A 12508-nucleotide genomic window follows, 5' to 3' on the forward strand; every position below is an offset into this window, starting at 1 on the left:
CGACGGATCGCCTCTGACCTACGAGCTCTCCGCCAAAGACAAAGCCGCCCCCACCCTCACCGAAGCCCTCGAAGCAGGAAACCTGCCCACCTTCTGAGTAAGTCGTTGCTGGGGCGACACCGCGGTCGTGCGGCGTCGCCCCAACACCCGATGCGAAGGCTACAGACGGTCGCTCTGTCGACCGCGCCTGCTCCACAAGGGTTGAGCCGCAACAAGTTCAGCTTCTGTTGCCATCCGGAACGGAGACGCCGACAGGTCGACCTGCGGGTGCGCATCCTGCCCTCGGGTGGCTCGCAAACTGAGTATCACGGAGACCGCGAGAATCGACGAGATGACACCGAGCGAGACGGCGGTGGGGATGTAGACCACGTCGACCTTGAGTGCCATCTTGATGCCGACCCAGATGAGGACCAACGCCAGTCCCACCTTCAGATACACGAATCGGTGCATCAGGTCCGCGAGCAGAAAGTACATCGCCCGCAGTCCGAGAATGGCGAATGCGTTGGCGGTGAACACCAGGAAGGGGATGTCGGTGACGGCGAAGATCGCCGGGATGGAATCGACAGCGAAGACGATGTCGGTGACTTCGACGAGGACCAGCACCGCCAACAGCGGAGTGGCCAGCGCAACGCCCCCGATGCGCACCACGAACTTCTGCCCGTAGAACGCGTCGGTCATGGGAACGTAGCGACGGAACAACCGCAGCGTACGAGACTGTTCGGGATCGAGATGCTCGTTGCGCTGACGCACCATGCGGTATCCGGTGAAGATCAGGAAGGCAGCGAAGAGGTAGAGCACCGCGCTGAAGCTGGCGATGAGGGCAGATCCCCCGGCGATGAAGATGCCACGAAAGACCAGCGCACCGAGTACGCCGAAGAACAGGACGCGGTGTTGCAACTCCCTGGGCACCGCGAAATACGTGAAGATGATGGCCCACACGAACACGTTGTCGACCGCCAGCGACTTCTCGATCAGGTAGCCGGCGAAGTACTGCTGGCCGAACTCGGCACCGGCGGTGGCCCAGATCAGTACTCCGAATCCGACGCCGAAAGCGACCCAGATACCGGACCAGACAGCCGCTTCGCGCACTCCGATGACGTGTGCTCGCCGATGGGCGAACAAATCGACCGCAAGCATGGCGACGATGAAGCCGAGTACTGCCACCCAAGCCCAAAATGGAACGGACATGACAACCTCCAGTTCGGTGAACTGGAGGTCTCTCCCGCCCGACGTGGGCCGCTCGCCGGGCCCGGATTGCCGGGCCGTGGTGACGACGAAGCTGCTGGGGGATACTCCCCTCCTGGGGCACATTGAACCAGGACTTCGGCCCGGGATCAAGGAAACTGAGCGCCCCACAACAGTTACCGAATTTTGAAGATCACGAACCGCTGCACCAGGAAGTTGATGACCGTCGCCGTTCCCTGCGCGACGACGAAAGCCACGTTGGCGTACCAGAAGCCGTCGGGAAGAACCTGGTAGAGCCAGGTGTAGATGCCGACCTGGACGGCGAAGGTGACCCCGTACAGTGCGACGACGGCGAGGAACCGGGCCCGGGACGGTGCCGCGTTGAACGTCCACCGACGGTTGATCAGATACGCCGTGGTGGTGCCGAGCACGAACCCGATCGCCTTGGCCAGAGTCACCCCGACGCCGAACACGAAATGCAGGATCAGATTGACGCCTTGATCGACGATCGCCGACAGCACACCCGTCGCCAAGAACCGCACCACCTGCGTCTTGAGATCGAGGGCCGCGTCGGCGATGTTCTCGGTCAGTGGCAGCTCGACGGGCAGCGGGACGTGATGCTGCAGCTCGTCGTCCTCGGGCGACCAGTCGTCGTTCCCGGAGCCGTCTTCGATGGAGCGATCAGGGGTGGACACGAGGACTGACATTAGCTGCTATCGCAATGCGGGTACCCTCTTGAGCGATGTCCACGACAGCCGACGACGCACTCTTCCCCCTGGAACCACAGGCCGGGAACACTGCGCCGCTACCCACGCAGACCCGCACGATCTCCGGATTCGGACGCACCGCGCGCTCGACCGGAGAGGTGCTCGCTACCTCCGACCCCGAGCTCATCGCGAACGCGGTCAAGCAGGTCGCCGAGCAGAACGACTCCAAGCCGACTTACCTCCGACGCGGCGTCATTCCACGCGGCCTCGGCCGGTCTTACGGCGACAACGCACAGAACTCCGGTGGGCTCGTCATCGACATGACGGCGCTCAACCGCATTTACAGCATCGACACCGCGACGCGGATCGTCGATCTGGACGGCGGCGTGAGTCTCGATCAGCTGATGCGCGCTGCGCTGCCGTTCGGCCTGTGGGTACCGGTGCTTCCGGGTACCCGTCAGGTCACCATCGGTGGTGCCATCGGCTGCGACATCCACGGCAAGAACCACCACAGCGCGGGTAGCTTCGGCAACCACGTCCGCTCGATGGAACTGCTCACCGCCGATGGCCAGATCCGTCACCTGACGCCGACGGGCAAGAACGCCAAGCTCTTCTGGGCGACGGTCGGCGGCAACGGCCTGACCGGCATCATCCTGCGTGCGACGATCGAGATGACGCCGACCGAAACGGCTTATTTCATCAACGACGGCATCCGCACCGAGAGCCTCGACGAGACCGTCGCGGCTCACCAGGACGGCACCGAGGACAACTACACGTACTCGAGTGCGTGGTTCGACGTGATGAGCGCACCACCCAAGCTTGGGCGCGCAACGATTACTCGCGGATCGCTGGCCAAGTTCGACGAACTTCCCGCGAAACTGCAGAAGGATCCACTGAAGTTCGACGCACCCCAGCTCTTGACTGTGCCGGACATCTTTCCGATCAGCGGCTTGAACAAACTGTCGATGAGCATGATCGGCGAGGCGTACTACCGCATGGGCGGAAACTACACCGGCAAGGTGCAGAACCTGACGCAGTTCTACCACCCCCTCGACCTCGTCGGTGAGTGGAACAGAGGCTACGGGCCCAAGGGTTTCCTGCAGTACCAGTTCCTTGTTCCGACAGAGGCGCTCGAGGAGTTCAAGGACATCATCCGGTTCATTCAACGCTCCGGCCAGTACTCGGCACTAAACGTGTTCAAGCTGTTCGGCCCGGGAAACAAAGCTCCACTGAGCTTTCCGATGGCCGGCTGGAATGTCGCGATGGACTTCCCCATCAAGGCGGGCCTGAACGAGATGGTCCGCGAACTCGACAAGCGTGTGCTCGAGTTCGGCGGTCGTCTGTACACCGCGAAGGATTCGCGCACCGACGCCGAGACGTTCCACTCGATGTACCCGCGGATCGACGAATGGATCAAGGTTCGTCGATCTGTAGACCCCACAGGCGTTTTCGCCTCCGATATGGCTAGAAGGCTGGAACTGCTGTGACGATAGACGCCGTAGGTAACCCGCAGACGATTCTCGTTCTGGGTGGCACCAGCGAGATCGGTCTCGCTATCACCGAGGAGTACCTCTCGAAGTCTCCGGCACGCGTCGTTCTCGCTGCGCTGCCCAACGATCCGCTGCGTGAGAGTGCCGTTGCACAGCTCACCGCCAAGGGCGCGAAGTCCGTGGACGTCATCGACTTCGACGCACTCGACACCGCGTCGCATCCGAAGGTCATCGACGCGGCCTGGGCCAAGGGTGACGTCGACGTCGCGATCGTCGCCTTCGCCGTCGACTTCGATGCCGAGCAGCTCTGGCAGGACCAGCGCAAGGCCGTCCTCGCCGCGAACATCAACTACACCGCATCCGTGTCGGTCGGCGTCCTGCTGGGCGAGAAGATGAAGGCGCAGGCGTACGGCCGCATCATCGTCATGTCCTCGGTGGCAGGCGAGCGGGTCCGTCGCTCGAACTTCGTCTACGGCTCCACCAAGGCCGGCCTCGACGGTTTCTACCTCGGACTCGGAGAAGCGTTGCGCGAGTTCGGTCCTCGGGTCACGGTCGTTCGTCCGGGCATGGTGCGCACCAAGTTCAGCGCCCACGTCAAGGAAGCGCCGATGACCGTCGACAAGGAGGTCATCGCGAAGCTCGCGGTGAACGCTTCGCGCAAGGGCACCCCGCTCATCTGGACTCCCGCACCGTGGCGTCTGGTGATGATGGTGCTGCGACACGTGCCGCGGCCGATCTTCCGCAAGCTGCCCATCTGATCTCGATGACTGACGGGGTTGCACCGGCTCGCAGAACCGCCTCTGCCGTCGGGGAGATCGTTCTCGGTGCGCTCGTCGCAGTCGTGGTGGCGACGGTCGGGCTGTACGCCTTCTCACTGGTTCAGTGGCCGGCGTTCAACTCGTCCAACGTCACTCGCGCTCTGACAACTCTGGGCCAGGTGGTAGCCGCGGCCCTGTTCGCGTCGTCGATCTACCTGTACCGAATCCGTAAGTGGCCGTGGATCGCTCGACTCTCGGCGTGGGTCGGGCTGTCCGGCTTCGTTACCGTGACCCTCGGAATGCCTTTGGCGGCAACCAAGCTGTACCTGTTCGGCATCTCCGTCGACCAGGAGTTTCGCACCGAATACCTGACGCGGCTGACGGATTCGGCGTCGTTGCGCGACATGACGTACGCCGACATCCCACCCTTCTACCCCGCCGGTTGGTTCTGGCTCGGTGGACGGGTCGGCAACCTGCTGGGTATGGACGGCTGGGAAGTGTTCAAGCCGTACGCAATCGGACTGCTTGCTGTCACGTCGGTGGTCGCTTTCGTACTGTGGAAGGCCCTGATCCGCAGTGACTGGGCTGTCGCCGTCAGCGCTGTCACGACTGCATTGGTTGTCGCCTGCGCCTCGCCCGAGGCCTACAGCGCCGTCATCGTGCTGCTGTTCGCCCCGGCATTGCTCCTGGCCTGGGGCGCGTTGCATCGCCCCGTCGGGATGAATGCGGCATCCAGTCGGTCAGACGGCAAGAATGGGACATTCATCCCCACGGGGGGACGCGCAGCGGGCGGCTGGGGAGCGGTAATCGGTACCGGCCTGTTCCTCGGTCTGGCCGCGACGTTCTACACACTGTACCTAGGTCTGGCCGCGTTCACCGTCGTGCTGATGGCCTTGTTCGCCGCCGTTCTCGCCTGTCGCGAGCGCAAGACCTGGCGGGCCCTGATTCCCATTGCACTCAAAGTGGCTGCGATCGCCGTCATCTCGGGCCTCATAGCGGCGACGGTATGGCTGCCGTATCTCGTCGACTTCCTCCGCGGCGCACCGTCCACATCGGGCACCGCACTGCACTACCTGCCCGAGGCCGGTGCAACGCTTCCGTTCCCGATGTTCGAGTTCTCGATGATGGGCATTCTGTGCCTCATCGGAACGGTATGGGTCGCAGTACGTTTCTCGTCGTCGCGTCGAGCACAGGCACTCGGAGTCGGCGTCGTCGCGGTCTACCTGTGGACGTTGCTGTCCATGGCGGCCACGGCTGCGGGCACCACACTGCTCTCGTTCCGACTCGAAGCGGTTCTCATCGTATTGCTCGGCAGCGCAGGCGTTTTCGGATTCCTCGAAGGCAGCCACGCGATCTACCAGGCCATCAACGAGCCACCGAAGTTCCGCATCGCTGCCGTCGTCGTCGCGGCCATCGGCGCAATGGCCTTCGCGCAGAACATCCCCCAGGTACTGCAGAGCGAGATCACCGTCGCGTACTCCGACACCGACGGTGACGGCAACCGTGCCGATATGCGTCCGCCGAGCGCCGTCTCGTACTACCGCGAGGTCGACGACGCCCTGACCGAACAGACCGGTCGACCGCGCGACGAAACCGTCTTGCTCACTGCGGACACCTCGTTCCTGAGCTACTACCCGTACTTCGGATTCCAAGGACTGACGTCGCACTACGCCAATCCACTGGCGCAGTTCGATCAGCGGGCCGACGCCATCGAGCGGTGGACCGAGCTCGAGACCCCCGACCAGATGATCGAGGCGCTCGACACCAGCCAGTGGCGCGCCCCCGATGCCTTCCTGTTCCGCCGCGGTGCCGACGGCTACACCTTGAGACTGGCGGAGGACGTCTACCCGAACGATCCGAATGTGCGGCGCTACACCGTCACCTTCCCCGAGTCACTGTTCGACGATCCACGCTTCACGGTGACCGATATCGGGCCCTTCGCACTGGTCGTACGCACTGCATAATCGCTGTGCGCGCCGGATCGAGACCGCGACCGCAGGCCGAGTACGTCACGGCGCAAGCGGGTTGCCCGCGGCAGGCGTCGGCAGCACCTGACGAGCCGTGATCTCATCCCCACACGAGTCACACTCGAGCCTCACGTGTGCGTCGCCCCCACAGTCGCGGTGCGTGTAGTGCACGGGGACACCGTCGGGTGCCATGTACGCGTCGCCCCAGTCTTTGAAGGCCATCAGAATTGGATAGATGTCGTGGCCCTTGCGGGTCAGCCGGTATTCCGCGTAGGTGGAATCGGTCTGCACCTTGGCGAGAATGTCGTGCTCGACGAGGCGGTCGAGTCGATCCTGCAGCCGACTTCGTGAGATCCCCATGGCGCTCTGGAAGTGGTTGAAACGGCGAACCCCTGCGAACGACCACTTCAGAATCACCAGTGTCCACCGGTCACCCAGAACGGACAGAGACCTTGAAATCGAGCAGGGCACATCGGCCAGCTCCGCGTGACGCATACCGTCGACCTTACCCAGCAGTCTCGAAACGAGACTATTGCTGCTACTTTGTAGTCTCGAAATGAGACCAGGGGTGTACATGGACGCTGTGACAGACGATCGAGGGCAGCAATTCTCGGCACTCGCCGGAATTCTCGAAGAACGCTGGACGTGCAGACAGTTCCGGCCGGATGCAGTGCCACGCGGCGATATCGAGCGTGTGCTCGCGCTGAGCCAGCGCACACCGTCGTGGTGCAACACCCAGCCGTGGCAGGTCATCGTGACGGAAGGGGAAGGGACAGACCGCTTCCGCCGGACACTCCAGGACCACGTCCGCGGCGGCGGCCCCGTGCAGAGTGACATCCCGTTCCCCACCCAGTACGCCGGCGACTATCGCGACCGTCGCCGTGCGTGCGGACTGCAGCTCTACGACAGTGTCGGCATCGAGAAGGGGGATCCGCGCGCCCTTGCTCAGATGCTCCGTAACTTCGACTTCTTCGATGCGCCACACGTCGCCGTGATCACCACCGAGGCCGATCTCGGCGAGTACGGAGCGATCGACTGCGGTCTGTACGTCAACACCTTTTTGCTCAGCGCACACAGCCTCGGCATCGCCACCGCCCCACAGGCCGCCCTCGCGTCGTACTCCGATTTTCTGCACGACTACTTCGACATACCGGAGCACCGGCGCATCGTGCTCGGCATCTCGTTCGGATACGCCGACCTGGAGCACCCGATCAACTCGTTCCGAACCGAACGGGCAGACGTGACGAACGTGGCCACCTGGATCGGTGACTGATCTGTACATACGGGTGGGGCGGCGTCGCACTCCAGCCGGTGTGACCCAGCACGTTCGAGTTTTCGCCGACCGTGATCTTTCTGTAACCTCGACGCGATGACCACCCACGACCAGAGCGTTCTCGAGCGGCAGCCGACCACGGCACCGGCTCGACACTCCGGCGTCGGGCGTGGCGACGTCGTGGCGGCCGTCGGATTTCTGATCGCCGCCGTATACGTCCTGCAAGGTCAGTGGCGCAATCTGAACGGTGGCTACCTCTACAACAGCGGCCAGGACCAGACGATGTGGGAGTGGTTCTTCTCCGTCGCCGCCCATGCCGTCGCGCATCTGGACAATCCACTGTCCAGTGACCTGCAGAATTACCCGCTCGGGGTGAATCTGATGGCGAACACGGCGATGTTCGGCATCTCCATCCCGCTCGCTCCGATCACGCTGTTGTTCGGACCCACCGTCACCTGGGCGATCGCCCTCACCGCCGGTCTCGCCGGCACGTCGTTCGCCTGGTACTGGCTGTTCTCGCGTCAGCTGAACGCGTCCAAGGGTGCCGCCGCGATGGGCGGCGCACTGTGCGGCTTCGCGCCCGGTGCCATCTCCCATGCCAACGGCCACCCCAACTTCGTGGTGCTGTTCCTGCTCCCGGTCATCGCGATGCTGGTCACCCGCATCGCACACGGCGGCGGAACCACCAAGAACACCGTCGGACTCGGCTTGATCGTCGCGCTGCAGATCCTGCTCGGCGAGGAACCGCTGCTGATCTTCGCGATGTCGTTCGCCATCTTCGCCGTCGTCTACTACCTGTCCCGGCCGCGTTCCCTGTGGCCGGCCGTACGCAATGCCGTACCCCGGCTCGCGGTATCGGCGAGCATCGCGCTGGCCATCGTCGCCTTGCCGCTGTGGTGGCAGTTCTTCGGACCGCAGTCGTACTCCTTCCTCGAACACGGCCCGATGGGCAACGACGCCAAAGCCCTCTTCCAGTTCCCGACGCAATCCATCGGTGGCGTCGCCACCCCGGGACAGAACGTACGGATCAACGCCACCGAGGAGAACGCCTACTTCGGCTGGCCGCTGCTCGTGCTGTGCCTCGTGGCGGCAGTGTGGATGTGGCGTGTTGCCTGCGCCAGGGCCGCGGCTGCCACGGCCATCGTCATGAGCGTGCTCTCGCTCGGCGCGACGCTGATGATCGGCAAGAACGACACCGGCATCACCCTGCCGTGGACGAAACTCGCCGAATACCCACTCGTCGAATCCGTCCTCGAGACCCGCTTCGCCCTCGGCGCGGTCCCCGCACTGGCTCTGTTGCTCGTCCTGGCCACCGATCGGACGTTCCGCAACGGACTACGGCCGTTGCCGGCATTCTGGATCGCCGGACTCGCCCTCGCCCTCGTTCCGCTGATCCCGACGCCGCTGGTCACCGTCGACAAATCCCCCACACCCCGGTTCTTCGCCGACGGCGATTGGCAGAACTACGTCGGCGACGGTTCCGTCGTCACCGTCCCTCTCCCACGGCCCGAGGACGCCCGGCCGCTGCGTTGGCAGATGGACGCGGACATGGGCTTCACGCTGGCCGCCGGATACTTCGTCGGACCGAGCGATCAGGAAGAGAAGGTCGCCAAGTACGGTGCCGTGGATCGCCCGACGGCGCTGCTGCTCGGCTCGGTCTACGACTCCGGCACCGTCCCCGAGATCACCGCCGATCAGCGCAGCCAGGCGGCGCAGGACATGCGCTTCTGGGAAGCCGACGTCGTGGTACTTCCGCCGAGCAAGAACACCGTCGCCCTGCGCAGCACGGTCACCGAGCTGCTCGACGTCCAGCCGCAATACACCGGCGGCGTATGGGTGTGGGATGTGCGCTCGCTCGTCCAATAGCATCGCCGGTGTGCCTGCGACCGCTCCGAACATCACGACCGCCCGGCTGATAGCGATCGTCACCGGCATCATCGGTGCCGTTCTGGCCATCGCCACTCCGCTGCTGCCGGTGCAGCAGGACGTCTCCACGCTGTCGTGGCCGCAGAGCTCGTTCGGCAGTGTCAACGCTCCGCTGGTGAGCTACTCCCCGCTCGAACTGAACGCGACGATCCCGTGCAGTAGTGCCACTCGGCTCGACGGCGGCGGCACGGTGATGTCCACCGCTCCGATCGCAGCGGCGAAAACCGAGCAGCGAGCACTGACCGTGCGGGTCGACGACGATCGACTGCAGGTGCTGCTCCGCGATCGCGTTCTCGCCGAAGCTCCCGTATCCGACCTGGCCTCCGATTGCGCGCTGACCATCTCCTCGAACGCCGCTCGCACGGTGGTCGACCTCGGCGGCGCGGCCACCACTGTCGACGGCGACGTCCGACCCCAGGTCGTCGGCATCTTCACCGACCTCACCGCGCCGGTCGACGGTCTGAACGTGCGCGTGGACATCGACTCCCGTTACTCCTCGACCCCGACGACGTTCAAGCTGCTGGCGATGATCGTCGGCGCGCTGGCCGTCGTCGCCTCACTGTTCGCATTGCATCGCCTCGACAGCGTGGACGGTCGACGTCACCGCCGCTTCCTGCCGTCACGCTGGAAGACGGTGACCGGCGTCGACGCCGTCGTCGTCGGAGTGCTGGTGTTGTGGCATTTCATCGGTGCCAACACCTCCGACGACGGCTACCTGCTCAACATGGCCCGCGTCTCCGAGCACGCCGGATACATGGCCAACTACTTCCGCTGGTTCGGCGTTCCCGAAGCACCCTTCGGCATGCCGTACTACGACATGCTGGCCGCCCTCGCCAAAGTCAGCACCGCCAGCATCTGGATGCGCCTACCCGCCACCATCGCCGCACTGCTGTGCTGGCTCGTCATCAGCCGCGAGGTCATCCCCCGCCTCGGGCGCGCGGTACTGACCAACCGCGTCGCGCTGTGGACCGCAGGCCTGGTGTTCCTCGCCTTCTGGCTGCCCTACGACAACGGACTGCGCCCGGAACCCGTCATCGCCCTGGGCGCGCTGCTGACGTGGTGCTCGATCGAGCGTGCCATCGCCACCGGACGACTGCTGCCCGCCGCGGTCGGCACACTGATCGCCGCCTTCTCGCTCGCCGCCGGACCCACCGGACTGATCGCCGTCGCCGCGCTGCTCGCCGGACTCCGCCCGATCGTGATGATCATCGTCAAACGAGCCCGCCAAGTGGGGTTGCTCGCGGTCCTGGCGCCACTGATCGCGTCGGGACTGGCCGTGGTGATCGCGATCTTCGCCGACCAAACTCTGAGCACCGTGCTCGAAGCGACCCGGGTGCGCTCGGCTCTCGGACCCAACGTGCCCTGGTTCGAGGAACGAGTGCGCTGGGACGCGTTGATGACCATCTCACCCGACGGCTCGCTCGCCCGACGATTCGGCATGTTCGCGATGCTGCTGTGCATCGTCGTCTGCATCGCGGTGATGCTCCGCAAGAACGGACGCATCCCCGGTACCGCCACCGGGCCATCGCGTCGGATACTCGGAATCGTGCTGGGCGCACTGGCTTTGATGATGTTCACCCCCACCAAGTGGACCCACCACTTCGGTGTGTACGCCGGTCTCGCCGCGTCTCTCGGCGCACTGGCAGCGGTGGCCGTCACGGCGGCCACCGTCCGATCCCCGCGTAACAGAACGCTGTTCACTGCCGCAGTGCTGTTCCTGACGGCGGTGGCGTTCACCAGCTCGAACGGTTGGTGGTACGTCTCGAGCTACGGCATTCCGTGGTTCGACAAGCCGCCGTCCATTGCCGGCAAGGGTTTCTCGACCATCCTGCTCGGCCTGACCGTGCTGACCCTGCTGTATGCGGCGTACCAACATGTCCGATTGCCTTATCGCACAGCAGAAACCACCACGCGTCGACGCTTCGCACCCTCGGCGTTGACCATCGTCGCAGGCGGCGTCGTCGCATTCGAAGTGCTTTCGTTCGCCAAAGGCGCTGTGGCGCAATACCCTGCGTACTCCATCGCGCGATCCAACTTCTCCGCACTCGCGGGCAACTCGTGCGGACTCGCCGGTGACGTGCAGGTGGAGACGGACGTCAACGGATCCGTCCTGCAGCCGATCGACCCCGCCCCGGACGCGCTGGGAGCAGGTGGCAGCACCGGATTCACCCCGGACGGCGTCGCCGAAGACCTCACGGCCGACTCCGAGGACACCGCCCAGGGCAGTGCCAACTCCATTCGCCCCGAGGACTCCGAAGAGAGCGCGTCGGCCACCTCGTCGAACTCCGCAGGCACCTCGGGCGGAACCAACGAGAACGTCGGAATCAACGGCAGCACAGTCGCTCTGCCGTTCGGACTGAACCCCGAAACGACCCCGGTCCTCGGCAGCTTCGGAGCCACCGAGCCCGCGTCACTGACCTCCGGTTGGTACTCGCTCTCCGACACCGACCGCGGCGACCTGATCGCCATCGCCGCCGCAGGCCGAATTCGCTCGGTGGACAAGGACGGCATCGTCACCCCGGGCCAACGCGTCGAACTGGAATACGGACGCCGCGACGGCGGCGACGTCCAGGCACTCGGCCGTGTCACGCCTCTCGACATCGGCCCGGCACCGTCGTGGCGCAACCTGCGCGTACCGATGAGCGACCTACCCGCCGACGCGGACGTCGTTCGCATCGTCGCCGAGGACAACGACCTGGCCGGAGATCAGTGGCTCGCCGTCACTCCCCCACGCGTCCCGAAAACTCAGACGCTGAATTCTCTGGTCGGGTCCACCGACCCCGTTCTGCTCGACTGGGCGGTCGGGCTGGCGTTCCCGTGCCAGCGTCCGTTCGATCACCGTGACGGCGTCGCCGAGGTGCCGAAGTACCGCATCCTGCCCGACCGAACCGGAGCCGAATCCACCAACGCATGGCAGGACTCGTTCGGCGGCGGCCCGCTGGGGTGGACCGAACTGCTTCTCGGTGCCCAGACTCTGCCGTCGTATCTCGCCGACGACTACGCCCGCGATTGGGGGTCGATCGAGAGATACACGCCACTCGATCCGGCTGCCGCGACCGCCGGGATCACCGTCGAGCAACAGTCTCGGTCGGGACTGTCCAGCGACGGACCGATGAAGACCGGCTGATTCCCTGTTTCTCCATCGGATCCGGGGACGGCGCCTGTGTGACCTCGAAGTCACGCTCGCATAACATCGACAATC

General features: G+C 64.7%; 9 protein-coding genes and 1 pseudogene. 7 read left to right on the forward strand and 3 right to left on the reverse strand.

The genetic code is table 11. The features are described from left to right. Window positions 1-97: pseudogene (locus ASH04_RS26765) on the forward strand (dTDP-4-dehydrorhamnose 3,5-epimerase); the annotation flags it as partial. 62 nt (window positions 98-159) lie between these two features. On the opposite strand, the gene ASH04_RS06160 reads toward ASH04_RS26765, so the two are convergent. Further along, window positions 160-1188 carry a TerC family protein gene (locus tag ASH04_RS06160; RefSeq protein WP_057473072.1) on the reverse strand — a complete coding sequence of 343 codons (1029 nt, stop codon included), beginning with the start codon at window positions 1186-1188 and terminating at the stop codon, window positions 160-162. A gap of 173 nt (window positions 1189-1361) precedes the next feature. Further along, window positions 1362-1880, reverse strand: coding sequence for a GtrA family protein (locus ASH04_RS06165; RefSeq protein ID WP_080729430.1), 519 nt, complete (start codon window positions 1878-1880; stop codon window positions 1362-1364). A 47-nt stretch (window positions 1881-1927) separates the two neighbouring features. On the opposite strand from ASH04_RS06165, the gene ASH04_RS06170 reads away from it, so the two are divergent. Genes ASH04_RS06170 through ASH04_RS06180 form a run of 3 tightly spaced genes read left to right on the forward strand, consistent with a single transcriptional unit; the run spans window position 1928 to window position 6104 of the window. Continuing rightward, on the forward strand, window positions 1928-3379 hold the full coding sequence (locus ASH04_RS06170; RefSeq protein WP_057473073.1) for an FAD-binding oxidoreductase: 1452 nt from the start codon (window positions 1928-1930) through the stop codon (window positions 3377-3379). Continuing rightward, window positions 3376-4140, forward strand: coding sequence for a decaprenylphospho-beta-D-erythro-pentofuranosid-2-ulose 2-reductase (locus tag ASH04_RS06175; RefSeq protein WP_027494796.1), 765 nt, complete (start codon window positions 3376-3378; stop codon window positions 4138-4140). Before ASH04_RS06170 ends, ASH04_RS06175 begins: the two co-directional genes overlap by 4 nt. A gap of 5 nt (window positions 4141-4145) precedes the next feature. Continuing rightward, the gene (locus tag ASH04_RS06180; RefSeq protein WP_057473074.1) at window positions 4146-6104 is read left to right on the forward strand and encodes a galactan 5-O-arabinofuranosyltransferase; all 1959 of its coding nucleotides are present in this window, start codon (window positions 4146-4148) and stop codon (window positions 6102-6104) included. A 45-nt stretch (window positions 6105-6149) separates the two neighbouring features. On the opposite strand, the gene ASH04_RS06185 is transcribed toward ASH04_RS06180, so the two are convergent. Further along, on the reverse strand, window positions 6150-6602 hold the full coding sequence (locus tag ASH04_RS06185) for a winged helix-turn-helix transcriptional regulator (RefSeq protein ID WP_032371687.1): 453 nt from the start codon (window positions 6600-6602) through the stop codon (window positions 6150-6152). Between the two features lie 79 nt (window positions 6603-6681). On the opposite strand from ASH04_RS06185, the gene ASH04_RS06190 reads away from it, so the two are divergent. From ASH04_RS06190 to ASH04_RS06200, 3 genes are all read left to right on the forward strand, one after another. Next, entirely contained in the window at window positions 6682-7380 is a 699-nt protein-coding gene (locus ASH04_RS06190; protein ID WP_052053690.1) for a nitroreductase, read from the forward strand. Between the two features lie 96 nt (window positions 7381-7476). Then, entirely contained in the window at window positions 7477-9246 is a 1770-nt protein-coding gene (locus ASH04_RS06195; protein WP_057473075.1) for a hypothetical protein, read from the forward strand. 10 nt (window positions 9247-9256) lie between these two features. Then, on the forward strand, window positions 9257-12433 hold the full coding sequence (locus ASH04_RS06200) for an arabinosyltransferase domain-containing protein (RefSeq protein WP_235579945.1): 3177 nt from the start codon (window positions 9257-9259) through the stop codon (window positions 12431-12433). The last annotated feature ends 75 nt before the right edge of the window (window positions 12434-12508 follow it).

Source organism: Rhodococcus sp. Leaf233 (assembly GCF_001426165.1).
GTDB lineage: Bacteria > Actinomycetota > Actinomycetes > Mycobacteriales > Mycobacteriaceae > Rhodococcoides > Rhodococcoides fascians.